Annotated in this window: 21 protein-coding genes; 20 read left to right on the top strand and 1 reads right to left on the bottom strand. The window is 48.1% G+C overall.

All coding sequences use genetic code 11. The annotated features are described in order from the left end of the window. Nucleotide 1 precedes the first annotated feature (1 nt). The 20 genes from fcl to OGY72_RS10000 all read left to right on the top strand — a co-directional run bounded on the left by fcl (nucleotide 2) and on the right by OGY72_RS10000 (nucleotide 22820). Entirely contained in the window at nucleotides 2–967 is a 966-nt protein-coding gene (gene fcl / locus OGY72_RS10095) for a GDP-L-fucose synthase (protein WP_125112558.1), read from the top strand. A gap of 2 nt (nucleotides 968–969) precedes the next feature. Further along, complete coding sequence (locus OGY72_RS10090; RefSeq protein WP_126317718.1) at nucleotides 970–1449, top strand: GDP-mannose mannosyl hydrolase; 480 nt, start codon at nucleotides 970–972, stop codon at nucleotides 1447–1449. Then, nucleotides 1446–2672 (top strand): colanic acid biosynthesis fucosyltransferase WcaI, encoded by a 1227-nt coding sequence (gene wcaI, locus OGY72_RS10085; protein ID WP_286547734.1) that lies wholly within the window; start codon nucleotides 1446–1448, stop codon nucleotides 2670–2672. Before OGY72_RS10090 ends, wcaI begins: the two co-directional genes overlap by 4 nt. Continuing rightward, nucleotides 2672–4108: a mannose-1-phosphate guanyltransferase gene (cpsB, locus tag OGY72_RS10080; protein ID WP_286547733.1), complete on the top strand. Its 1437-nt coding sequence runs from the start codon at nucleotides 2672–2674 to the stop codon at nucleotides 4106–4108. The genes wcaI and cpsB overlap by 1 nt, the downstream gene beginning before the upstream one ends. Before the next feature lie 127 nt (nucleotides 4109–4235). Then, nucleotides 4236–5606, top strand: a complete 1371-nt coding sequence (cpsG, locus tag OGY72_RS10075) for a colanic acid biosynthesis phosphomannomutase CpsG (RefSeq protein WP_286547732.1) — start codon at nucleotides 4236–4238, stop codon at nucleotides 5604–5606. 54 nt (nucleotides 5607–5660) lie between these two features. Further along, on the top strand, nucleotides 5661–7055 hold the full coding sequence (wcaJ, locus tag OGY72_RS10070; protein WP_286547731.1) for an undecaprenyl-phosphate glucose phosphotransferase: 1395 nt from the start codon (nucleotides 5661–5663) through the stop codon (nucleotides 7053–7055). Between the two features lies 1 nt (nucleotide 7056). Continuing rightward, nucleotides 7057–8535 carry a colanic acid undecaprenyl disphosphate flippase WzxC gene (gene wzxC, locus OGY72_RS10065; protein WP_148361779.1) on the top strand — a complete coding sequence of 493 codons (1479 nt, stop codon included), beginning with the start codon at nucleotides 7057–7059 and terminating at the stop codon, nucleotides 8533–8535. A gap of 23 nt (nucleotides 8536–8558) precedes the next feature. Continuing rightward, nucleotides 8559–9839, top strand: a complete 1281-nt coding sequence (wcaK, locus tag OGY72_RS10060; protein ID WP_286547730.1) for a colanic acid biosynthesis pyruvyl transferase WcaK — start codon at nucleotides 8559–8561, stop codon at nucleotides 9837–9839. Beyond that, nucleotides 9836–11056, top strand: a complete 1221-nt coding sequence (gene wcaL, locus OGY72_RS10055) for a colanic acid biosynthesis glycosyltransferase WcaL (protein WP_286547729.1) — start codon at nucleotides 9836–9838, stop codon at nucleotides 11054–11056. The genes wcaK and wcaL overlap by 4 nt, the downstream gene beginning before the upstream one ends. 11 nt (nucleotides 11057–11067) lie before the next feature. After that, a complete protein-coding gene (gene wcaM / locus OGY72_RS10050) occupies nucleotides 11068–12462 on the top strand; it encodes a colanic acid biosynthesis protein WcaM (RefSeq protein ID WP_286547728.1) in 1395 nt (464 codons plus the stop codon). A 165-nt stretch (nucleotides 12463–12627) separates the two neighbouring features. After that, nucleotides 12628–13521: a GalU regulator GalF gene (galF, locus tag OGY72_RS10045; RefSeq protein ID WP_286547727.1), complete on the top strand. Its 894-nt coding sequence runs from the start codon at nucleotides 12628–12630 to the stop codon at nucleotides 13519–13521. Nucleotides 13522–13893: 372 nt separating this feature from the next. Further along, nucleotides 13894–14979, top strand: a complete 1086-nt coding sequence (gene rfbB / locus OGY72_RS10040) for a dTDP-glucose 4,6-dehydratase (protein WP_149384326.1) — start codon at nucleotides 13894–13896, stop codon at nucleotides 14977–14979. Beyond that, nucleotides 14979–15878 (top strand): dTDP-4-dehydrorhamnose reductase, encoded by a 900-nt coding sequence (rfbD, locus tag OGY72_RS10035; protein ID WP_286547726.1) that lies wholly within the window; start codon nucleotides 14979–14981, stop codon nucleotides 15876–15878. Before rfbB ends, rfbD begins: the two co-directional genes overlap by 1 nt. 50 nt (nucleotides 15879–15928) lie before the next feature. After that, complete coding sequence (rfbA, locus tag OGY72_RS10030; protein ID WP_286547725.1) at nucleotides 15929–16807, top strand: glucose-1-phosphate thymidylyltransferase RfbA; 879 nt, start codon at nucleotides 15929–15931, stop codon at nucleotides 16805–16807. Between the two features lie 3 nt (nucleotides 16808–16810). After that, nucleotides 16811–17368 carry a dTDP-4-dehydrorhamnose 3,5-epimerase gene (rfbC, locus tag OGY72_RS10025; RefSeq protein WP_257661844.1) on the top strand — a complete coding sequence of 186 codons (558 nt, stop codon included), beginning with the start codon at nucleotides 16811–16813 and terminating at the stop codon, nucleotides 17366–17368. Beyond that, nucleotides 17365–18609: a flippase gene (locus OGY72_RS10020; protein WP_286547724.1), complete on the top strand. Its 1245-nt coding sequence runs from the start codon at nucleotides 17365–17367 to the stop codon at nucleotides 18607–18609. Before rfbC ends, OGY72_RS10020 begins: the two co-directional genes overlap by 4 nt. A gap of 680 nt (nucleotides 18610–19289) precedes the next feature. Then, a complete protein-coding gene (locus tag OGY72_RS10015; protein WP_286547723.1) occupies nucleotides 19290–20255 on the top strand; it encodes a glycosyltransferase in 966 nt (321 codons plus the stop codon). After that, nucleotides 20252–21037 carry a glycosyltransferase family A protein gene (locus OGY72_RS10010; protein WP_286547722.1) on the top strand — a complete coding sequence of 262 codons (786 nt, stop codon included), beginning with the start codon at nucleotides 20252–20254 and terminating at the stop codon, nucleotides 21035–21037. Before OGY72_RS10015 ends, OGY72_RS10010 begins: the two co-directional genes overlap by 4 nt. Beyond that, complete coding sequence (locus tag OGY72_RS10005) at nucleotides 21034–22122, top strand: glycosyltransferase (RefSeq protein WP_257661848.1); 1089 nt, start codon at nucleotides 21034–21036, stop codon at nucleotides 22120–22122. Before OGY72_RS10010 ends, OGY72_RS10005 begins: the two co-directional genes overlap by 4 nt. 62 nt (nucleotides 22123–22184) lie before the next feature. Beyond that, nucleotides 22185–22820 carry a glycosyltransferase gene (locus OGY72_RS10000; RefSeq protein ID WP_286547720.1) on the top strand — a complete coding sequence of 212 codons (636 nt, stop codon included), beginning with the start codon at nucleotides 22185–22187 and terminating at the stop codon, nucleotides 22818–22820. 38 nt (nucleotides 22821–22858) lie between these two features. Here OGY72_RS10000 and OGY72_RS09995 read toward each other — a convergent pair whose 3' ends face one another. Beyond that, a complete protein-coding gene (locus tag OGY72_RS09995) occupies nucleotides 22859–23839 on the bottom strand; it encodes an IS5-like element ISKpn26 family transposase (RefSeq protein WP_000019450.1) in 981 nt (326 codons plus the stop codon). Between the last annotated feature and the right edge of the window lie 68 nt (nucleotides 23840–23907).

The raw sequence follows: 23907 nt of genomic DNA, 5'->3' as shown, positions 1-23907 counted from the left end.
GATGAAGACACAACGTATTTTTGTGGCGGGCCATCGCGGGATGGTGGGGGCCGCCATCGTCAGACAATTGTCGCAGCGAAATAACGTAGAGCTGGTGCTGCGTACCCGCGACCAGCTTAATCTGCTGGACGCCGGTGCGGTGCAGGCGTTCTTCGCCACTGAACACCTTGATCAGGTTTATCTGGCGGCGGCAAAAGTAGGGGGGATTGTGGCAAACAATACTTATCCTGCTGATTTTATTTATGAAAACATGATGATTGAGAGCAACATTATTCATGCAGCGCATCTGCATAACGTGAATAAACTGTTGTTTCTCGGGTCATCCTGTATTTATCCCAAGCAAGCCACCCAGCCAATCGCTGAAAGTGAACTGTTGCAGGGGACTCTTGAACCGACCAATGAACCGTATGCGATTGCCAAAATTGCCGGTATCAAGCTGTGCGAATCGTATAACCGGCAGTATGGCCGTGATTATCGCTCGGTGATGCCGACCAATCTGTACGGACCGCATGACAACTTTCATCCGAGTAATTCGCATGTGATCCCGGCTCTGCTGCGCCGCTTTCATGAGGCTCGCGAGCAAAATACGCCGGATGTGGTGGTGTGGGGAAGCGGGACGCCAATGCGTGAATTTCTGCATGTCGACGATATGGCGGCGGCCAGTATCCACGTGATGGAGCTGGCTCAGGAAGTGTTGCAGGAATATACCCAACCAATGCTGTCGCATATCAACGTGGGCACTGGCGTGGACTGCACCATCCGTGAACTGGCCCAGACCATCGCGCAGGTTGTGGGTTACAAGGGGCGCGTGGTGTTTGACGCCAGCAAACCGGACGGCACGCCGCGCAAATTGCTCGACGTTACGCGTCTGCATCAGTTGGGCTGGTATCACGAGATATCTCTGGAAGCGGGGCTTGCCAGTACATATCAGTGGTTCCTTGAAAACCAGCAGCGTTACCGGGGGTAAGCATGTTTTTACGTCATGAGGATTTTGCCACCGTTGTACGTTCAACTCCGCTGATTTCCATCGATTTGATCGTGGAAAACGCCCACGGCGAATTTCTGCTTGGCAAGCGCCTCAATCGTCCGGCGCAGGGGTACTGGTTCGTGCCCGGCGGTCGGGTGCAAAAGGATGAACCGCTGCGCGCGGCCTTTGAGCGGCTGACTGACGCTGAGCTGGGGTTACGTTTACCGCTGTCCGCTGCAGAGTTTTACGGGGTCTGGCAGCACTTCTATGACGACAACTTTTCCGGGGAAGATTTCTCAACGCATTACATCGTGCTGGGATTTCGTCTGCGGGTATCGGAAAACGACCTGCAGCTGCCTGACGTTCAACATGACGCGTACCGCTGGCTGGCAATTGAAGAGATTCTGACCAGTGACCATGTGCACGACAACAGCCGGGCTTACTTCCGTGAGAAGAGTCAGGCCGGAGTACCCGGGCTATGAAGATCCTTGTGTATGGCATCAACTATTCGCCGGAGTTGACCGGTATCGGTAAATACACCGGTGAAATGGTGGAGTGGATGGCGCAACAGGGGCATGACGTACGGGTGATCACTGCGCCGCCTTATTATCCGCAGTGGAAGGTCAACGGTCGCTACTCATCCTGGCGCTACCGTCGTGAAGAAGGCGATGCCATCGTCTGGCGTTGCCCGCTGTATGTACCTGAGCAGCCTTCTACGCTCAAGCGCGTGCTGCATTTAGGCAGTTTTGCCCTGAGCAGTTTCTTCCCGTTGCTGGCGCAGCGCCGCTGGAAGCCGGATCGCATCATTGGGGTAGTGCCGACGCTGTTTTGTACGCCGGGCATGCGCCTGCTGGCGAAGCTGTCCGGGGCGCGCACGCTGCTGCATATTCAGGATTACGAAGTCGATGCCATGCTGGGGCTTGGCATGGCGGGCAAAGGCAAGCGTGGCGCGGTGGCAAAACTGGCCAGCGCCTTTGAGCGCAGTGGGCTGTTGAATATGGATCATATTTCGACCATTTCTCGCTCAATGATGAATAAAGCGCAGGAGAAGGGCGTTGATGCACAGAAGGTCATTTTCTTTCCGAACTGGTCAGAAGTAGCGCGTTTTCGTGACGTGAACGATGCCGATGCTCTGGCGTTGCTCCAGCAACTGGGCTTGCCTGATGATAAAAAAATCATTCTCTACTCAGGCAATATCGGTGAAAAGCAAGGGCTGGAGAGTGTGATCGACGCAGCGGCCCTGTTGAGCGAACAGCCCTGGCTGTTTGTGATTGTCGGGCAGGGCGGGGGGAAAGCGCGGCTGGAGAGTATGTCTAGTGAACGCGGCCTGAACAATGTGATGTTCTTTCCGCTGCAATCTTATGACGCGCTGCCTGCGCTGCTCAAGATGGCGGACTGCCATCTGGTGGTACAAAAGCGCGGTGCGGCGGATGCCGTATTGCCCTCCAAACTGACCAATATCCTCGCCGTTGGCGGTAACGCGGTGATTACCGCCGAACCTGAGACCGAGTTGGGTCAGCTGTGTGACGCTCACCCAGGCATCGCGGTGTGTGTCGAACCTGAATCAATGAATGCGCTGGTTGGCGGGATTCAACAGGCGTTAACCATGCCAAAAGTGAACACGGTGGCACGTGAGTATGCCGAACGCACGTTGGATAAAGAAAACGTGCTGAGCCAATTTATTGCAGATATTCGGGGTACATGATGAGTCAAAGCAAACTCTTTCCGGTGGTGATGGCCGGTGGCTCGGGTAGCCGTTTATGGCCTCTGTCCCGCGTGTTGTATCCAAAGCAGTTCCTGTGCCTGAAAGGCGACTTCACCATGCTGCAGACAACGATTTGTCGTCTGAACGGCGTGGAGTGCGAAAGCCCGGTGGTTATCTGTAATGAACAACACCGTTTCATTGTGGCGGAACAGCTACGACAACTGCACAAGCTGACTGAGAATATTATTCTCGAACCCGCCGGGCGCAATACGGCACCGGCGATAGCACTGGCCGCGCTGGCGGCAAAACGTCAAAGTCCGGGGGAAGATCCGCTGCTGTTGGTATTGGCGGCCGATCACATGATTGCCGACGAGGAGGCATTTCGCGAGGCGGTTCGCAATGCAACGCCCTACGCCAGCGCGGGTAAGCTGGTGACGTTTGGCATCGTGCCGGACCAGCCGGAGACCGGCTATGGTTATATACGTCGCGGCGAGGTTTCGCCATCCAATACTGACGCCGTGGCTTTTCAGGTGGCGCAGTTTGTTGAAAAGCCCAATCTGGAAACCGCGCAGGCTTACGTGGCGAGCGGCGACTACTACTGGAACAGCGGCATGTTTCTGTTCCGGGCCGGGCGCTATCTGGAAGAACTGAAAAAATATCGCCCCGACATTCTTGAGGCCTGCGAAAACGCCATGAGTACGGTTGACCCCGATCTTGATTTTATCCGCGTTGATGAACAGGCGTTTCTCGCCTGCCCGGAAGAGTCTGTGGACTATGCGGTAATGGAACGTACGGCCGATGCGGTGGTGATGCCCATGAACGCAGGCTGGAGCGATGTTGGCTCCTGGTCATCATTGTGGGAAATCAGCGCCCATACCGCTGAAGGCAATGTGCATCATGGTGACGTCATTAGCCATAAAACGGAAAACAGCTACGTGTATGCCGAGTCTGGCCTGGTGACGACCGTCGGGGTGAAGGATCTGGTGGTGGTGCAGACCAAAGATGCGGTGCTGATAGCCGATCGCAACGCGGTGCAGGACGTCAAAAAAGTGGTGGAGCAAATTAAAGCTGACGGACGCCATGAACACCATATTCACCGTGAAGTTTATCGTCCATGGGGCAAGTACGACTCTATTGATGCCGGAGACCGTTACCAGGTGAAGCGAATTACCGTTAAACCCGGAGAGGGATTGTCCGTGCAGATGCATCATCACCGGGCTGAACACTGGGTTGTGGTGGCTGGTACCGCGAAGGTGACAATCAATGATGATATCAAACTGCTCGCTGAAAACGAGTCTGTCTATATTCCGCTGGGGGCGACCCATTGCCTGGAGAACCCGGGGAAAATCCCGCTCGATCTGATTGAAGTGCGCTCCGGATCTTATCTCGATGAGGATGATGTGGTGCGGTTTGCGGACAGATACGGGCGCGCTTAACACAACATCATCGTTGCCGGATGGCGGCGTGTACGCCTTATCCGGCCTACAAACGAACGGTTAGTCATTTTTTGAAAAAAATCTCCAGTCAGGAGAGGGCTAACTGTTGCCTGAAGAAGGGTAAATCATGACGAAATTAACCTGTTTTAAAGCCTACGATATTCGTGGCAGGCTGGGCGAAGAGCTGAATGAAGGTATCGCATGGCGTATTGGCCGCGCTTACGGTGAGCTACTGAAGCCAAAAACGATTGTCCTCGGCGGCGATGTGCGCCTGACCAGTGAGACGCTGAAGCTGGCGCTGGCGAAAGGACTGCAGGATTCGGGCGTGGATGTGCTGGATATTGGTATGTCGGGCACCGAAGAGATTTATTTTGCCACTTTCCACCTGGGCATTGACGGCGGTATTGAAGTGACCGCCAGCCATAATCCGATGGATTACAACGGCATGAAGCTGGTGCGGGAAGGGGCACGGCCCATCAGCGGTGATACCGGTCTGCGCGACGTGCAGTGCCTGGCGGAAGCCAATGACTTCCCGGCGGTTGATGAGACAAAACGTGGCCGCTACCAGCGCATTACTACCCGTGATGCCTACATTGACCACCTGCTGGGTTACATCAATCCCGCCAACCTGAAACCGATGAAGCTGGTGCTCAATTCCGGCAACGGCGCGGCAGGTCCGGTGGTTGACGCCATTGAAGCCCGTTTTAAGGCGCTGGACGTGCCGGTCGAGTTCATCAAAATCCACAACACGCCGGATGGCAACTTCCCCAACGGTATTCCCAATCCTCTGCTGCCGGAATGCCGGGCCGACACGCGCAATGCAGTGATTGAACACGGCGCGGATATGGGGATTGCCTTCGACGGTGATTTTGACCGCTGCTTCCTGTTCGATGAAAAAGGTCAGTTCATTGAAGGCTACTACATTGTCGGCCTGCTGGCGGAAGCGTTTCTGGAGAAGAATCCGGGGGCGAAAATTATCCACGACCCACGCCTGTCCTGGAACACCGTGGATGTGGTGACGGCGGCAGGCGGTAAACCGGTGATGTCTAAAACCGGGCACGCGTTTATCAAAGAGCGGATGCGCCGTGAAGATGCCATTTATGGCGGTGAAATGAGCGCGCACCACTATTTCCGAGATTTTGCCTATTGCGACAGCGGAATGATCCCGTGGCTGCTGGTGGCGGAGCTGCTGTCTCTGAAAGGGCAATCGCTGGGCGAACTGGTTCGTGGCCGGATGGTGGCCTACCCGGCGAGCGGAGAAATAAACAGTACGCTGGCAGAGCCGACGGCGGCGATTGCGCGCGTGGAGCAGCATTTTTCCCGTGAGGCGTTGTCGGTGGACAGAACGGACGGTATCAGCATGTCGTTTGTCGACTGGCGCTTTAATTTACGCTCATCCAATACCGAACCGGTGGTGCGCCTGAACGTGGAATCGCGCGGAGATATTCCGTTGATGGAAGCGCGAACGCGCACTCTTCTGGCGTTACTGAATCAGTAATGCTGGTGCTTCCTTTGCCCGATGCTGGGCAAAGGGTGACTAACAGGAACCACGATGACACATCTAAAAAAGCGCGAACGCGCCAAAACCAATGCGTCGTTAATTTCGATGGTGCAACGCTTTTCAGATATCACCATCATGTTTGGCGGGTTGTGGGTAATCTGCGAATTAAGCGGTTTGCCTTTCCTGTACATGCACCTGCTGGTGGCGCTGATCACGCTGGTCGTTTTTCAGATGCTCGGTGGCATAACGGATTTTTATCGCTCCTGGCGTGGTGTCAAAATTTCCACTGAGCTGGTGCTGTTACTGCAAAACTGGACGCTGAGTCTGATTTTTTGCGCAGGTCTGATCGCCTTTAATAACGATTTTGACAACCGTCTCGCCGTCTGGCTGGCGTGGTATCTGCTATCCAGCGTTGGCCTGGTGTTGTGCCGCTCGTTTATTCGCTACGGCGCGGGATGGTTGCGCAATCGCGGGTACAACACTCGCCGGGTGGCGGTGGCAGGGGAACTGCCAGCCGGACAAATGCTACTGGACAGCTTTCGCCATGAACCGTGGTTGGGGTTTGAAGTGGCGGGGGTCTATCACGATCCTATCCCAGGGAAAAACTCCCGCGACTGGGCCGGTAATCTGCAACAACTGGTGGACGACGCCAAATCCTCACGCATTCACAACGTCTATATCGCCATGTCGATGAGCGATGGCGCCAGCGTAAAAAAACTGGTGCGCGAGCTGGCCGACACCACCTGTTCAGTGATCCTTATTCCTGATGTCTTTACCTTCAACATCCTGCATTCACGAATTGAGGAGATGAACGGCATACCGGTGGTGCCGCTGTATGACACGCCGCTCTCGGGGATTAATCGTCTGTTAAAGCGCGCGGAAGATATCGTGCTGGCTTCGCTGATCCTGCTGCTTATTTCTCCGGTGCTGTGTGGCATAGCGCTACTGGTAAAACTGACCTCCAAAGGACCGGTGATTTTCCGCCAGACCCGCTATGGCATGGACGGCAAACCGATCAAAGTCTGGAAGTTTCGTTCGATGAAAGTGATGGAAAACGACGCGGTGGTGACGCAGGCGACGCAAAACGATCCGCGCGTTACCCCTGTGGGGAATTTCCTGCGCCGAACGTCGCTCGATGAACTGCCGCAGTTTATTAACGTGCTGACCGGAGGCATGTCTATCGTCGGGCCACGCCCGCATGCGGTAGCGCATAACGAACAGTATCGCCAACTGATCGAGGGGTACATGTTACGCCATAAGGTGAAACCGGGGATTACCGGCTGGGCGCAAATCAACGGCTGGCGGGGTGAAACCGATACGCTGGAAAAAATGGAAAAACGTGTGGAATTTGACCTCGAATACATTCGCGAGTGGAGCGTGTGGTTCGATATCAAAATTGTTTTTCTGACGGTATTCAAAGGCTTTGTCAACAAAGCGGCGTATTAACATGAGCTTACGAGAAAAAACGCTGAACGGCGCAAAGTGGTCGGCGATTGCCACGGTGATCATCATTGGTCTGGGGCTTATCCAGATGACCGTACTGGCACGGATTATTGATAACCACCAGTTCGGGTTGTTAACCGTGGCGCTGGTAATCATCGCGCTGGCCGATACGCTGTCTGACTTTGGTATCGCTAACTCAATTATTCAGCGCAAAGAGATTGGCTATCTAGAACTGACCACGCTGTACTGGCTCAACGTTGGGCTGGGTATCGTGGTATGCGTGGCGATGTTTCTGCTGAGCGAGACGATTGCCCATGTGCTCAACAACCCAGAACTGGCACCGCTCATCAAAACTTTATCACTGGCGTTTGTGGTGATACCACACGGGCAGCAGTTTCGCGCGCTGATGCAAAAAGAGCTGGCCTTCAACAAAATTGGCATGATTGAAACCAGTTCGGTGCTGGCCGGTTTTACCTTCACCGTAGTCAGCGCCCATTTCTGGCCGCTCGCGCTGACGGCCATTCTCGGGTATCTGGTGAACAGTTCGCTACGCACGCTGCTGTTCGGCTATTTTGGTCGCCGGATTTACCGTCCGGGGCTGCATTTTTCGCTGGCATCGGTTTCGTCGAATCTGCGTTTTGGTGCGTGGCTGACGGCAGACAGCATTATCAATTACATCAATACCAACCTTTCCACGCTGGTTTTAGCCCGCACGTTGGGAGCTGGCGTGGCGGGTGGATTCAATCTCGCCTGGAATGTGGCGGTTGTCCCCCCGATCAAACTGAACCCGATTATCACCCGCGTGCTGTTTCCGGCGTTTGCCAAAATCCAGGATGACAGCGAAAAGCTACGGGTGAATTTTTACAAGCTGCTGTCGGTGGTTGGGATTATCAACTTCCCGGCGCTGCTGGGACTGATGGTGGTGTCGAATAACGTGGTGCCGCTGGTATTCGGCGAGAAGTGGAACGGCATTATCCCCATCCTGCAACTGCTGTGCATTGTTGGGCTGCTGCGCTCGGTGGGGAATCCAATAGGATCGCTTTTGATGGCGAAAGCGCGGGTCGATATCAGCTTTAAATTCAATGTTTTCAAAACCTTTCTGTTTATTCCCGCCATTTTCATCGGTGGACATCTGGCCGGGGCAATTGGCGTGACGCTGGGCTTTTTGTTGGTCCAGGTGATTAACACAGTCCTCAGCTATTTCGTGATGATTAAACCTGTTCTTGGCCCCAGCTACCGCCAGTACATGCTCAGTCTTTGGCTGCCGTTGTATCTCTCCTTGCCAACCCTTGTGGTGAGTTATGCGCTGGGTGTGTTGCTGCATGGGCAACTGTCGTTGGGCGTGTTGTTGGGGAGCCAGATAGCGGCAGGGGCGCTGGCGTTTGCGCTAATGATGGTGCTGTCGCGTCATCCGCTGGTGGTGGAAATAAAACGCCAGCTCTGTCGCAGTGAAAAAATGAAAACCTTGCTCCGTGCAGGATAAGAACAACGCTTTAAGAGGTCATAATGAAACTATTAATTTTGGGCAACCATACCTGCGGGAACCGAGGGGATAGCGCGATCCTGCGCGGTTTGCTGGATGCCATTAACGCGTTGCGTCCTGAGACTGAAGTGGATGTTATGAGCCGTTACCCGGTGAGCTCCTCATGGTTGCTGAACCGCCCGGTGATGGGCGATCCGCTGTATTCGCAGATGAAGCAACACAACAACGCAGCGGGTGTTATGGGGCGCGTGAAGAAAGTGCTGCGTCGCCGCTATCAGCATCAGGTACTGCTCTCGCGTGTTACCGACTCCGGTAATCTGCGCAATATCGCTATCGCCCAGGGTTTTACCGATTTTGTTCGTCTGCTGTCGCGCTATGACGCCATCATCCAGGTCGGCGGATCGTTCTTTGTCGATCTGTATGGCGTACCGCAGTTTGAACATGCCCTGTGTTCGTTTATGGCGAAAAAACCGTTGTACATGATTGGTCACAGCGTGGGGCCATTCCAGGATGAGCAGTTTAATCAACTGGCGAACTACGTGTTTGGTCACTGTAATGCGTTGATTTTACGTGAATCCGTAAGTCTTGATTTGATGAAGCGCAGCGAAATAACCACGGATAAAGTTGAAACAGGCGTGGATACGGCCTGGCTGGTCGACAATCATCATGAGGATTTTGAGCCAGGTTATGCGGTACAGCACTGGTTAGATATGGCGGCTAAACAGAAGACCGTTGCCATTACATTACGTGAGTTGGCCCCTTTTGATAAGCGTCTGGGGACAACGCAGCAGGCCTATGAGCAAGCCTTTGCCGGGGTGGTGAACCGCATCCTCGATGAAGGTTACCAGGTGATTGCACTGTCAACCTGCACCGGTATTGATAGTTACAACAAAGATGATCGCATGGTGGCGTTAAACCTGCGCCAGTATGTTAACGACCCGGCCCGATATCACGTGGTGATGGATGAACTTAACGATCTGGAGATGGGGAAGATTCTGGGAGCATGCGATCTGACGGTGGGTACTCGCTTGCACTCGGCCATCATCTCGATGAATTTTATGACGCCTGCCATCGCCATTAACTACGAGCATAAATCGGCAGGGATTATGCAACAGTTGGGGTTACCGGAGATGGCTGTCGATATTCGCCACCTGCTCGATGGTAGCCTGGAAGGAAAGGTCGCCAATACCCTCGGACAGTTACCTGAACTGAACATACGGCTTGGGGACGCTGTGACACGCGAACGCGAACGCGGGGTACACATGGTGCAGTCGGTTTTAACGCGCATTGAGGGGGAAAAATGAAGATTGGCTTTTTCCTGCTTAAATTTCCGCTCTCTTCTGAGACCTTTGTACTCAATCAGATAACCGCATTTATCGATATGGGCTACGACGTGGAGATTGTCGCTTTGCAGAAGGGCGATCTTGAAAATACGCATGCCTCATTTAATACCTACCGGCTGGGTGAAAAAACGCGCTGGTTGCTCAATGAACCGGAAAGCAAACTGGCGAAGCTGAAATATAGGGCCGCGGCGGCTCTGCACGGTCTCACCCGCGCAGCGACCTGGAAGGCGCTTAATGTTGCACGCTATGGCGAGGAGGCGCGCAATCTGATTTTGGCGGCTATTTGCGGCGGGAATCCGCAGGCGTTTCAGGCAGATGTCTTTATTGCTCATTTTGGGCCGGCAGGCGTAACCGCCGCCAAGCTGCGTGAGCTTGGGATGATCCGCGGAAAAATCGCCACGGTTTTTCACGGCGTCGATGTTTCGCATCGGGATGTGCTTACCCGCTATACCCCTGAGTATCAGCAACTGTTTCAACGTGGAGATTTGATGTTACCCATCAGCAATCTCTGGGCCGGACGTTTAAAAAACATGGGATGCCCGCCGCAAAAAATCGCGGTTTCGCGTATGGGTATCGACATGACGCGTTTTACCCCTCGCCAACTGAAAGCACCAGCTGCACCGCTGGAAATTATCTCTGTCGCCCGGTTAACCGAGAAAAAAGGACTGCACGTCGCCATCGAAGCCTGTCGTCAGTTAAAAGAGCAGGGCGTTTCATTTCGTTATCGCATTCTGGGTATCGGCCCTTGGGAGCGTCGTTTACGTACGCTGATCGAGCAATATCAACTCGATGACGTGATTGAGATGCCCGGCTTTAAGCCCAGTCATCAGGTAAAGGAGATGCTTGAGCAGGCGGATGTATTTTTGCTGCCGTCGATCACCGGAAGAGACGGCGATATGGAGGGGATCCCGGTAGCGCTGATGGAGGCGATGGCGGTGGGTATTCCGGTGATTTCTACCGTTCACAGCGGGATCCCGGAGCTGGTCGAGTCGGGTAAATCTGGCTGGTTGGCACCAGAAAACGATGCGCAGGCACTGGCAGAGCGTTTAGCGGCATTTAGCCTGCTCGACAGTGAGCAGGTACAGCCGATTGTGCAGTGTGCGCGCGAAAAAATTGAAACTGAATTTAATCAGTTAGCGATCAATAAACAGTTAGCCAGTCTGCTGCAAACGATGTAAGTCGAGGTTGTATGTCAGAGAACAAACTCTCACGCCGTACTTTTCTGACGGCAGGCTCTGCGCTTGTCGTATTGCATACTCCCGTTGTCCGGGCGCTTGAATCATCGGGCAGCGTCAACATTCAGGATTACAACCCAAAGGATTGGGTCGCTTCATTCCGGCAGGCGTTCAAAGAAGGACAAACGGTAGTCGTACCCAAAGAACTGGAATGCAAGGATCTCAATACCGCTATCGTTATTCCCCCTGGCAAAACGCTACACCTGCAAGGCAGAATCAGCGGCAATGGCCGTGGTCGCTTTGTTCTGCAGGATGGATGCAGGGTAGTGGGTGAGAAGGGCGGGAGCCTGAGGAATGTTACCCTCGATGTGCGCGGTTCGGATTGCGTGATAAAAGGGATTGCCATGAGTGGTTTCGGGCCAGTGACGCAAGTCTATATCGGCGGTAAGACACCGAGGCTGATGCGCAATCTGGTTATCAATGATATTACCGTCACGCGCGCTAACTATGGGATCCTGCGTCAGGGCTTTCATAACCGAATGGATGGCGTAAAGATTACAAACTGCCGTTTTAGCGATCTTCAGGGGGATGCCATTGAGTGGAATGTGGCGATAAACGACAGCAACATCCTCATTTCTGACCATGTCATTGAACGTATTAACTGTACCAATGGCAACGTGAACTGGGGCATCGGCATCGGGCTGGCGGGCAGTACCTATGACAATTCCTATCCCGATGAACTGGCGGTAAAAAACTTTGTCGTGGCGAATATCACCGGTACCGACTGTCGACAGCTAGTCCATGTAGAGAACGGCAAACATTTTATCATTCGTAATATCACTGCACGAAATATTACCCCAGATTTTAGTAAGAAAGCGGGCATTGATAATGCGACGGTCGCTATTTATGGATGCGATAATTTCGTGATTGATAATATCAATATGGAAAATAGCGCAGGTATGCTCATTGGCTACGGTGTTATTAAAGGACGATATTTATCCATTCCGCAGAACTTTAAGTTAAATAATATCCATCTGGATAACACAAAACTTGAATATAAATTACGCGGCATTCAGATCTCATCAGGTAATGCAACGTCGTTCGTGGCCATCACCAACGTGGAGATGAAGCGAGCCACGCTTGAGTTGCACAACCAACCGCAGCACCTTTTTTTACGTAACATCAGAGTGATGCAGCAATCCGCAACAGGACCCGCGCTCAAGATGCACTTCGATCTACGCCAGGATGTGCGCGGCAAGTTTATGGCTAAGCAGGATACCTTGTTATCACTGGCGAATATCCATGCGGTAAACGAAAGCGGGCAAAGTTCAGTTGACATCGATCGGGTAAACCATCAGGTGGTGAATGTCGAAGCGGTGAATTTTCGACTGCCGGGGCAGAGGAGGTAACTTTGCGACCATTCCTGGCAAAAGTTGTACCCGCCTGGGATTAAGATTACTGCATTCCGCAGTTAAGCGGCGTAACATACGCGGCATCGGAGTAATGTAATTCATACTGGCTAAAACAAGCTAAAAAGCTATAATTCAGCAACAATTGAATAGGTGAATGACTTAATGATTAATTTGAAAGCAGTTATTCCGGTAGCGGGTCTGGGGATGCACATGTTGCCTGCCACGAAGGCAATCCCTAAAGAGATGCTGCCGATCGTAGACAAGCCGATGATTCAATACATTGTCGACGAAATTGTAGCTGCCGGTATCAAAGAAATCGTTCTGGTGACTCATGCGTCTAAGAATGCAGTTGAGAACCACTTCGACACCTCTTACGAACTCGAATCACTCCTTGAGCAGCGTGTTAAGCGCCAGTTATTAGCCGAGGTTCAGTCTATCTGTCCTCCGGGCGTGACTATCATGAACGTTCGTCAGGCTCAGTTGCTGGGTCTGGGGCATTCCATTCTTTGTGCTCGCCCTATCATTGGCGATAACCCGTTTGTCGTGGTATTACCTGACGTCGTTCTGGATACCGCAAGTGCGGATCCGTTGCGCTACAACCTCGCTGCCATGGTGGCACGTTTCAATGAAACCGGGCGCAGTCAGGTGCTGGCTAAACGTATGGAAGGTGATCTGTCTGAATACTCTGTTATTCAAACCAAAGAGGCTTTGGACAACGAAGGTAAAGTCAGCCGTATCGTTGAGTTCATTGAAAAACCGGATCAGCCGCAAACGCTTGATTCCGATCTGATGGCTGTAGGGCGCTATGTGCTTTCGGCTGATATCTGGACAGAGCTGGAAAAAACCGAACCAGGTGCCTGGGGGCGTATTCAGTTAACGGATGCCATCGCGGAGCTGGCAAAAAAACAGTCCGTTGATGCCATGTTGATGACGGGCGACAGCTACGACTGCGGTAAGAAAATGGGCTATATGCAGGCTTTCGTTAAGTATGGGCTGCGTAACCTGAAGGAAGGTCCGAAGTTCCGTAAGAGCATTGAGAAGTTGCTGAGCGAGTAGAGATTTACAGGTCTTTGTGACGGTAAGCCAGAAAAAATAACGGCAGTTAACATTCCACCGCCTATGATTTATGCAGCGGAGTGTTACTGTCGTTTTTCATATAAAAACAAAGAATTACAATAAGTTAACCTACCAGGTTTAATCTGTTTTTTGTTGGATTTTTTCTTGTTTCTGGTCGCATTTGGTAAGACAATTAGCGTTTGAATTTTAGATAGCTTCGCGCTAACTGGCGGGGGCTAGTTACATCATTATCATTCAAGTAGTGCTCTGGTTGCTGCAAAGCCAGGGGCGGTAGCGTGCGTAATGCCCAGAAACGTGCATTATGTGCCAGCATATTAATAGTATTCGTATAAACGATATTCGGAATTAAACGTGAAAATACTAGTTACTGGTGGAGCGGGTTTCATTGGATCTGCAGTAGTTCGTCATATTATTAAAAATACTCAGGATACCGTTGTTAATGTTGATAAACTAACCTACGCCGGTAACCTGGAATCTCTTGCCGAAGTCAGCGAAAATAATCGCTATTATTTTGAACACGCGGATATCTGTGATAAAGCGGCAATGGAGCGTATTTTTGCCACTCATCAACCGGATGCGGTGATGCATCTGGCAGCTGAAAGTCATGTTGACCGCTCTATTACAGGGCCAGCAGCGTTTATCGAAACGAATATCGTCGGTACTTATGTACTGCTGGAAGCTGCTCGTGGCTACTGGAACGAGCTGGATGCAGATAAAAAACAGGCATTTCGTTTCCATCATATCTCCACAGATGAAGTATACGGCGACCTGCCACATCCAGATGAAGTGGCTGCCGGTAATGTGTTGCCTCTGTTCACTGAAAAGACAGCTTATGCGCCGAGTAGCCCATATTCTGCTTCAAAGGCCTCAAGCGATCATCTGGTTCGTGCATGGTTGCGCACCTATGGCTTCCCAACAATTGTCACCAACTGTTCCAATAACTACGGGCCATATCACTTCCCTGAAAAACTAATCCCGCTGGTGATTCTGAATGCGCTGGAAGGTAAAGCATTGCCAATTTATGGCAAAGGCGACCAGATTCGCGACTGGCTTTATGTCGAAGATCACGCCCGAGCGTTGTACACCGTAGTGACCCAGGGGATTGTAGGTGAAACATACAATATCGGTGGCCATAACGAGAAGAAAAATCTGGACGTGGTCCATACTATCTGCGACTTGTTGGACGAAATAGTGCCAAAAGAAGGTTCTTACCGCGATCAACTTACCTACGTAGCCGACCGCCCAGGACACGATCGCCGCTATGCGATTGATGCAGCGAAAATCAGCAATGAACTGGGGTGGAAGCCGCAGGAAACCTTTGAGAGCGGGATCCGTAAGACCGTTGAATGGTATCTCTCGAATACGCAGTGGGTTGAGAATGTGAAAAGCGGCGCCTACAAGACGTGGATCGAACAGAATTACGGAGAACGCCAGTAATGAATATTCTGCTGTTTGGTAAAACGGGCCAGGTTGGTTGGGAATTGCAACGTGCGCTAGCCCCGCTGGGGAACCTGATTGCGTTAGATGTACATTCGACTGACTATTGTGGTGACTTTAGTAATCCACAAGGTGTGGCAGACACCGTACGCCGTATCCGGCCTGACGTTATCGTCAACGCGGCAGCCCATACGGCAGTAGATAAGGCTGAGTCCGAAGTTGAATTTGCCCGGTTGCTTAATGCGACCAGTGTGGAGGCAATTGCCAGAGCTGCCGCAGAAATCGGGGCGTGGGTGGTGCATTACTCCACGGACTATGTTTTTCCCGGCACTGGCGAAACACCATGGCGCGAAACGGACGCTACAGCGCCGCTTAATGTCTACGGTGAAACCAAACTGGCGGGAGAAAAGGCGCTTCAGACGCACTGCGCCAACCATTTGATTTTCAGAACCAGCTGGGTGTATGCAGGTAAAGGTAATAATTTTGCGAAAACGATGCTGAAACTGGCAAAAGAGCGCGCAGAGCTTTCGGTGATTAACGACCAGTTCGGTGCGCCAACCGGGGCTGAACTTCTTGCGGACTGTACGGCGCATGCTATCCGTGTTGCGATGAACAAACCCGACGTGGCTGGACTCTACCACCTGGTTGCGGGTGGAACCACGACCTGGCATGACTATGCTGCACTGGTGTTCGACGAAGCTCGTAAAGCAGGAATTGAACTGGCATTAACCCATTTAAATGCGGTGCCGACCAGTGCGTATCCTACACTCGCGCGCCGCCCAACAAATTCTCGCCTGAACTCCGACAAATTCCAGAATAACTTTGATCTGGTATTACCGCAGTGGGACGTTGGTGTAAAACGTATGCTGAATGAGTTGTTCACGACAACGGCGATTTGAACTTTTTTAATGCCCGTGAGCGGGCATTTTGTACACAAAGAGATGATGAAATGAAAACGCGTAAAGGGATTATTTTAGCTGGCGGCTCAGGAACTCGTCTTTATCCAGTCACTATGGCTGTAAGCAAGCAACTGCTGCCGATCTATGATAAGCCAATGATCTATTATCCGCTTTCCACGCTGATGCTGGCAGGGATTCGTGACATCTTGATTATTAGTACCCCACAGGATACCCCGCGATTTGAACAGTTATTGGGCGACGGTAGCCAGTGGGGACTAAATATACAGTATAAAGTACAACCGACGCCGGATGGCCTAGCCCAGGCATTTATTATTGGTGAAGAGTTTATTGGTGACAATAACTGTGCCTTGGTACTAGGTGATAACATTTTCTACGGACATGATCTTCCTAAGCAGCTAGAGGCCGCCTTGAATAAAGAGTGTGGCGCGACTGTTTTTGCTTATCATGTCAACGATCCCGAGCGTTATGGAGTCGTGGAATTTGATCGCGATGGTACAGCTATATCACTTGAAGAGAAGCCCTTGGAACCCAAAAGTAACTACGCGGTGACAGGTCTCTACTTTTATGACAACCGGGTAGTGGATATGGCTAAGTGTCTAGAGCCGTCTTCCCGAGGCGAATTGGAAATTACCGATATCAACCGGCTCTACCTAGAGCAGGGTGATCTATCTGTAGCTATTATGGGCCGTGGATACGCTTGGTTGGATACAGGAACACATCAAAGTCTGATCGAAGCTAGCAATTTTATCCAGACCATAGAAGAACGCCAGGGGCTGAAAGTCTCCTGTCCGGAAGAGATCGCCTTTCGTAAAGGCTTTATTGATGCAGGGCAGGTCAAAAAACTGGCGGCCCCTCTCGCTAAAAATATTTATGGTCAGTACCTGCTGAAAATGATTAAAGGTTACTAAGTAATGAATGTGATTAAAACCGCTATTCCTGACGTATTGATTTTTGAACCGAAGGTATTTAGCGACAATCGTGGCTTCTTTTTCGAAAGTTATAATCAACGTATTTTTGAGGATGCCATCGGACGAAAAGTTGAATTTGTCCAAGATAACCACTCTAAATCTAGTAAAGGTGTATTGCGTGGGCTACACTTTCAGTTAGCCCCATATGCTCAGGGTAAACTTGTTCGCTGCATCGAAGGCGAAGTCTATGACATTGCAGTCGATATTCGTAAATCATCTACCACGTTTGGTCAGTGGATTGGGGCCACTCTTTCTGCTGATAACAAGCGGCAGCTGTGGATCCCTGAAGGATTTGCCCACGGTTTTTTGGTGCTGAGTGAGACAGCTGAGTTTGTGTATAAAACCACTAACTACTATAAATCGCAGTCGGAACGGGCCATCAGATATGACGATCCTAACCTCAACATCCAGTGGCCGATTAATGTCGATTTGAAACTCTCACCTAAGGATGAGGGAGCTTCTCTGCTGAATACTATTCCGGTGAATGAGCTATTTGAATGAGTATAATAAAAAATAGCATCTGGAATGTTGCTGGGTATATTGTACCTGCGATTATCACTATTCCTGCTTTGGGACTATTGGGGCGGGTATTAGGTGCGGAAATGTTCGGTATATTTACTCTTGCACTCGCAATAGTAGGCTATGCCAGTATTTTTGATGTGGGGTTAACCCGTGCTGTCATCCGAGAAATATCTATTTTTCGTGATGAGTTGGAAGAAAAAAAGAAAATAATATCTACGGCATCATTGTTGGTTATAATAATGGGTGTCATCGCAACACTGGTACTATATTTTTTTAGCGATACGGTTACTGATCTACTCAAGATTAGTCCTGCTCTACATCAGCATGTTGTGAATTCTTTAAAAATTTTAGCACTTTCAATTCCAATCTTTCTTGTGACACAGATATGGTTAGCCATTCTTGAAGGAGAAGAAAGATTCGGTATTCTTAATATTTATAAATCCATCACTGGCTCACTGCTTTCTTTATTACCTGTGGTTTTTATTTACATTCACCCAACTCTAGAATTCGCTATTATCGGATTGGTTATATCAAGGTTATTTTGTTTGGTTTTTGCTTTCTTTCTGTGTAAGAATATTATAATTCAATCGAAACTTTTTTTTAGCGGCTCAACGCTGAAACGTTTATTGATGTTTGGAGGTTGGATCACAGTCAGTAATATCATTAGTCCACTGATGGCTTATTTTGACAGGTTTATCGTTTCTAACCAGCTAGGTGCTGCAGTTGTTGCATTTTATACAGCACCATCTGAAGCTGTAGCAAGATTAGGTATTATCCCCGGAGCATTTGCCCGAGCCATATTCCCTCGGTTAAGTTCGTCAACCAACGCAATTGAAAGAAGACGTAGTAAAAAAATAGTAACCTTGTTGTTGTTGTTAATAACTTTACCGTTGCTATTAATTGGACTAGTGGCAGGGAATTGGATGATGACTCTTTGGATGGGACCCGCGTTTGCAGGATTATCAGCAATGGTACTGTCTATTTTGCTAGTTGGATTTGTATTGAACTCGTTGGCTCAGGTGCCTTTTGCAAGCATTCAATCGCGTGGATTTGCAAGGATTACGGCCTATATCCATCTTTTTGAATTAGTACCATATCTGGCAATGTTATTTTATTTGATAAAAAACCACGGCATTATTGGTGCAGCCATTGCTTGGACAATAAGAATGGGTGTGGATTATTTATTATTGTCTCTAATTGACCGAAAGCTTGATAGATAACTATAGCTTAATAAGATGAAAATGGTCATCATCAAATAGAAGGGCTAGTTAGCCATGATATATATCTGTTATGGAAGTATTTTCTAAAGTTAGATGTGTTTCTAATTATATTAAAATTAATTTGTTCTGGCCTTTATTTCGCATTGTATCGCATGGTTTCTGGTAAGCGTAATTGAATGAATCACTTCTAATGATGTTATTAATTTCCATCCATCAAAGCTTATACATTTTTGATATGGTACGCTACTATATGTTTTATTTTAACCATTGATGAACCGTCTCATTCAACGCTAATTTACAGTACTATTGTTCAAAAAATGAAGTCGTTGTAGAAAATTTTCGAAGCTGTACAGAGGAATAAACTTTTAGATTTTTGTATGCAGTTACAGATAAAATGGGGCTGTCTGTAGTTGAAGCAATGCTGACAGTTCTCAATTATATTGATGTTTCGGTTCCAATTAACGTTATACAATGCTATATAACTGTTTACCAAGACTTTTCTTTATATAGTGTAGATTTAGGTGCTATGTTATACGGAGTTTTTTTGCATTTATTTGTGCTTTGGCGAAGTAAAGTTAACTCGTTATCATATTGTACTTGCTGTAAGTATCCTCTTTTTTTGCAAATAATCCAATAGCTAGTCTTTCTGATAATATCAAACTATTTTTTATGTTTTTATTATGGCGATTCACGGTAATATGCAAAATAAAACAGTAACTATATTGATGGCGACATATAACGGAGGCGAGCATCTAAGAAATCAATTGCTCTCTCTTCAACAACAAAAATTTAAGTCATGGAAATTATTCATTCAGGATGATGGTTCCAATGATAACACTATTGATATTATTACAGAATTTGAGTGTTTGGATGCCAGGATTCATTTTGTCAATAACAATATATCTCGTCAGGGGCCGGGGAAAAATTTTATTTCATTAGCTAAGTATTCTGATTCTGAATATACCATTTTTTGCGATCAAGATGATATTTGGTTTGAAAATAAAATTAGTGATATGGTTGAATATGCCGAAAGTGTGAATTTGGCAGATAACAATAATCCCTCTATTGTGTATGCTGACGGGTATGCTTTTTCTGATGAAACCGGGGACATTGACTTTAGTGGCATATCTCATAACCATGCAAATGATCTAAGTGGGTTCCTTTTTTTTAATGGCGGGTATCAAGGGTGTTCTATTATGTTTAACCAAGCAATGGTTAAATTTTTATCAGAATATAAGGGTGCGATCTACCTTCATGATGATATTGCCAGTTTGGCTGCTCATGCGCTTGGTGAAGTCTATTTTTTACCCAAAAAGCTTATGCTTTACCGCCAGCACGCGAAGGCTGTGACTGGGATGAAAAGTTTTAATGGAAAACTAATTGAAAAATTAATTGGGAAAATTAATTCTGAAGTAAACTATCTGCTTTCTAAAAAACATTTTATTGTTAAAGAGTCTTTTTTTGAAACTTATGGGAATAGGTTAGACGCAAAAAGAGCAAAAATATTTCGCTGTTTTATTAAATTTGGTCATGCCAATAATAAGTCAACACAGTTGAAATATTTAATTCGAGGGAGGTTTTCATTGAATAATAGCTTTTTAATGCTTTTGATAAAGTTTTTTTTGCGAAGGAAGTTTGACGCATGATTTCAATTATGACACCGACCTACAACCGACAATATACCTTAAAAAGATTATATGATTCTTTATGTTCGCAAGATTGCTTGAATTTTGAATGGGTAATTGTGGATGATGGAAGTGTTGATGAGTCTAGAATTTTAATTGATACATTTATTTCCGAGAACAAGATTCGAATTAATTATTTGTATCAACAAAACAAAGGTAAGCCTGGTGCTATTAATACGGGGGTGCCACTGTGCCAATTTGATTATATATTTATTGTGGATAGTGATGACGCATTAACTAATGATGCGGTAAGTTCATTAATAGCTGAGATAGTTGAAGCAGAAAAGACACAAATCTCTTTCTCTGGTGTCGGGTTTAGAAAAGCAACATTTGAAGGTTCTATTTTGGGTGTTCCTCCTAACTTTAAAGAACCAATAATTTATTTGAATGCAACTGAAGCAAGTGGTGTTTTTCAAGCTGATTTAGCCTACTGTTTCAAAAAATGGAGTATGTTACAACATCCATTTCCTTTCTATAAAAATGAGAGGTTTATTCCTGAATTATATATTTGGAATAAGATAACGGATGAAAGTAAGATTAGATTCAACGCGAACAAGGTCATTTATTTAGCCGAGTTTCTTGATGATGGTCTTACTAAAACCTTCAAGAAACAGTTGAAAAAATATCCATATAGCTTTCGGGTTTTTTATGCAGATCAATTTTTTCGCGAAACAAAAATTATAAAAAAAATAAAGATGATGATTCGTTTTTTTCAGTGCTTCATATATGAGAAGATGAAATGAAAATAGTTATGATCATTACTGGGCTAGGAATGGGCGGCGCTGAGATGCAAGTATGTAGCCTTGCTAATGCTTTGGCTGATTTGAATCATGACATTACCATCATTTCACTTGTTAATATTCAAGAGGTTTTTCCTAATGAAAAGGTAAAGGTTATTACTCTTAGTATGGATAAAACAATTCTTGGATTTATCAAAGCATATATTAAGACTCGGAAACTCATAAAAAAAATAAAGCCTGATGTTGTTCATAGCCATATGGTTCATGCTAATATCTTTGCAAGATTATTACGTTTAACATTGTCTATTCCGCGCTTAGTTTGTACTGCACACAATACTAACGAGGGTGGAAAAGTTCGCATGTTAGCTTATCGACTCACCGATCGCCTTGCTGATATTTCAACCAACGTAAGCCAGGAAGCCGTTGAAGCTTTCATACAATCCAAAGCCGCAAAGCGGGAAAGCATGATTTTAGTCTATAATGGTATCGATACTAATCGGTTTACCTTTTCTTCTGATTCACGTATGCGGCTACGTAATCAACTACGGATATCTGAGGACACGCAGTTGTTAATCGCAATTGGCAGATTAACAACTGCAAAAAATTACCCTAATCTACTCCATGCTTTCGCCAAAATAGATCCTGCTTATAAAACAAAATTGGCGATAATTGGAGCGGGGCCGCTTAAAAATGAATTGATATCGCTTTCTCAGCAGTTAGGAATATCAGATCGAGTTCATTGGTTGGGAATACAAAAAAATGTAGAAGGATGGTTATCCGCTAGCGATATTTTTGTTCTTTCTTCAGCGTGGGAGGGATTCGGTTTAGTTGTCGCTGAAGCTATGGCCTGTGGCAGGGTAGTCATTGCAACCGATGCCGGAGGTGTTAGTGAAGTCATGGGGTCTACACAATTCCTTGTACCTATTAATAATCCATCTCGATTGCTGGATGAGATTAATACTGCGTTAGGCTTGTCTCATGAAGAACGAAACAATATAGGCGTAAATAATCGTAAACGAATATTGAGACTTTTCTCTCTCCAAAACATTACACAGCATTGGATATCAATATACAAAGATGAGTTCTAATGTAGAATCTATGGTTTAATTACCAGTTCATATACTATCAAATGTCGAGCGTATTGTTATTTATGCAACAACGAATTAAAATATTGCATGTACAATTACTTCCATTGTTAAGTGGTGTACAGCGAGTCAGCCTTAATGAAATAATGCACCTGAAGAGGGATTTTGATTACTCGCTTGTGTGCGCAAACGAAGGCCCATTGACAGATGCGTTAAACGAAATTAATGTTCCTTGCTATACTATTCCAGAATTTTGTCGTGAGATTTCTATTGTCAGGGATCTGAAGGCGCTGTTAGCATTATTTAAATTGATACGCAAAGAGAATTTTGATGTAATTCATACTCACTCATCAAAAACTGGTGTGCTTGGACGTATTGCAGCTAAATTTGCGGGTGTTCGGAAAGTTATCCATACAGTGCATGGATATGCTTTCCCTGCTGCAACGTCTAAAAAAACATATTTTCTATATCTTTTTTTAGAGTGGTTTGCGAAGTTTTTTACTGATGAACTGATCGTCCTCAATGAAGGCGATAAAAATATTGCTATCAACAGGTTGGGATATTCAGGGGAAAAAGTACATATAATACCTAAGGAAGGTGCGAATAAGCAGGTCATTTCTTCCCAAGCTGACTCGCTGATTAAAATTTCGCGGATCTGGGCCGATTTTTTTCCCGCAAACACATCGAATCAGCCTATTTAGGCTATTTTTTCCACCATTTCTGGCGTTATTTCCGGTTTTTACTGAGATCTCTCCCACTGACGTATCATTTGGTCCACCCGAAACAGGTTGGCCAGGGTGAATAACATCGCCAGTTGGTTATCGTTTTTCAGCAGCCCCTTGTATCTGGCTTTCACGAAGCCGAACTGCCGCTTGATGATGCGAAACGGGTGCTCCACCCTGGCACGGATGCTGGCTTTCATGTATTCGATGTTGATGGCCGTTTTGTTCTTGCGCGGATGCTGCTTCAAGGTTTTTACCCTGCCGGGACGCTCGGCGATCAGCCAGTCCACATCCACCTCGGCCAGCTCCTCGCGCTGTGGCGCTCCTTGGTAGCCGGCATCGGCTGAGACAAATTGCTCCTCTCCATGAAGCAGATTACCCAGCTGATTGAGGTCATGCTCGTTGGCCGCGGTGGTGACCAGGCTGTGGGTCAGGCCACTCTTGGCATCGACACCAATGTGGGCCTTCATGCCAAAGTGCCACTGATTGCCTTTCTTGGTCTGATGCATCTCCGGATCGCGTTGCTGCTCTTTGTTCTTGGTAGAGCTGGGTGCCTCAATGATGGTGGCATCCACCAAAGTGCCTTGGGTCATCATGACGCCTGCTTCGGCCAGCCAGCGATTGATGGTCTTGAACAATTGACGGGCCAGTTGATGCTGCTCGAGCAGGTGGCGGAAATTCATGATGGTGGTGCGATCCGGCAGGGCGCTATCCAGGGATAATCGGGCAAACAGGCGCATGGAGGCGATTTCGTACAGGGCATCTTCCATGGCACCGTCGCTCAGGTTGTACCAATGCTGCATGCAGTGAATACGCAGCATGGTCTCCAGCGGATAGGGCCGTCGGCCATTGCCCGCCTTGGGATAAAACGGCTCGATGACAGCGGTCATATTCTGCCATGGCAGAATCTGCTCCATGCGGGAGAGGAAAATCTCTTTTCGGGTCTGACGGCGCTTAGTGCTGAATTCACTATCGGCGAAGGTGAGTTGATGGCTCATGATGTCCCTCTGGGATGCGCTCCGGATGAATATGATGATCTCATATCAGGAACTTGTTCGCACCTTCC

The sequence above is a fragment of the Citrobacter sp. Cpo221 genome, assembly GCF_030332345.1.
GTDB classification, from domain to species: Bacteria; Pseudomonadota; Gammaproteobacteria; order Enterobacterales; family Enterobacteriaceae; genus Citrobacter; species Citrobacter portucalensis.
This window is presented reverse-complemented; position numbering and strand designations above follow the sequence as displayed.

Excerpts from the sequence above, each read along its gene's own strand:
- fcl (WP_125112558.1), top strand. The coding sequence starts at position 2 with ATGAAGACACAACGTATTTTTGTGGCGGGCCATCGCGGGATGGTGGGG.
- OGY72_RS10090 (WP_126317718.1), top strand. The coding sequence starts at position 970 with ATGTTTTTACGTCATGAGGATTTTGCCACCGTTGTACGTTCAACTCCG.
- wcaI (WP_286547734.1), top strand. The coding sequence starts at position 1,446 with ATGAAGATCCTTGTGTATGGCATCAACTATTCGCCGGAGTTGACCGGT.
- cpsB (WP_286547733.1), top strand. The coding sequence starts at position 2,672 with ATGAGTCAAAGCAAACTCTTTCCGGTGGTGATGGCCGGTGGCTCGGGT.
- cpsG (WP_286547732.1), top strand. The coding sequence starts at position 4,236 with ATGACGAAATTAACCTGTTTTAAAGCCTACGATATTCGTGGCAGGCTG.
- wcaJ (WP_286547731.1), top strand. The coding sequence starts at position 5,661 with ATGACACATCTAAAAAAGCGCGAACGCGCCAAAACCAATGCGTCGTTA.
- wzxC (WP_148361779.1), top strand. The coding sequence starts at position 7,057 with ATGAGCTTACGAGAAAAAACGCTGAACGGCGCAAAGTGGTCGGCGATT.
- wcaK (WP_286547730.1), top strand. The coding sequence starts at position 8,559 with ATGAAACTATTAATTTTGGGCAACCATACCTGCGGGAACCGAGGGGAT.
- wcaL (WP_286547729.1), top strand. The coding sequence starts at position 9,836 with ATGAAGATTGGCTTTTTCCTGCTTAAATTTCCGCTCTCTTCTGAGACC.
- wcaM (WP_286547728.1), top strand. The coding sequence starts at position 11,068 with ATGTCAGAGAACAAACTCTCACGCCGTACTTTTCTGACGGCAGGCTCT.
- galF (WP_286547727.1), top strand. The coding sequence starts at position 12,628 with ATGATTAATTTGAAAGCAGTTATTCCGGTAGCGGGTCTGGGGATGCAC.
- rfbD (WP_286547726.1), top strand. The coding sequence starts at position 14,979 with ATGAATATTCTGCTGTTTGGTAAAACGGGCCAGGTTGGTTGGGAATTG.
- rfbA (WP_286547725.1), top strand. The coding sequence starts at position 15,929 with ATGAAAACGCGTAAAGGGATTATTTTAGCTGGCGGCTCAGGAACTCGT.
- rfbC (WP_257661844.1), top strand. The coding sequence starts at position 16,811 with ATGAATGTGATTAAAACCGCTATTCCTGACGTATTGATTTTTGAACCG.
- OGY72_RS10020 (WP_286547724.1), top strand. The coding sequence starts at position 17,365 with ATGAGTATAATAAAAAATAGCATCTGGAATGTTGCTGGGTATATTGTA.
- OGY72_RS10015 (WP_286547723.1), top strand. The coding sequence starts at position 19,290 with ATGGCGATTCACGGTAATATGCAAAATAAAACAGTAACTATATTGATG.
- OGY72_RS10010 (WP_286547722.1), top strand. The coding sequence starts at position 20,252 with ATGATTTCAATTATGACACCGACCTACAACCGACAATATACCTTAAAA.
- OGY72_RS10005 (WP_257661848.1), top strand. The coding sequence starts at position 21,034 with ATGAAAATAGTTATGATCATTACTGGGCTAGGAATGGGCGGCGCTGAG.
- OGY72_RS10000 (WP_286547720.1), top strand. The coding sequence starts at position 22,185 with ATGCAACAACGAATTAAAATATTGCATGTACAATTACTTCCATTGTTA.
- OGY72_RS09995 (WP_000019450.1), bottom strand. The coding sequence starts at position 23,839 with ATGAGCCATCAACTCACCTTCGCCGATAGTGAATTCAGCACTAAGCGC.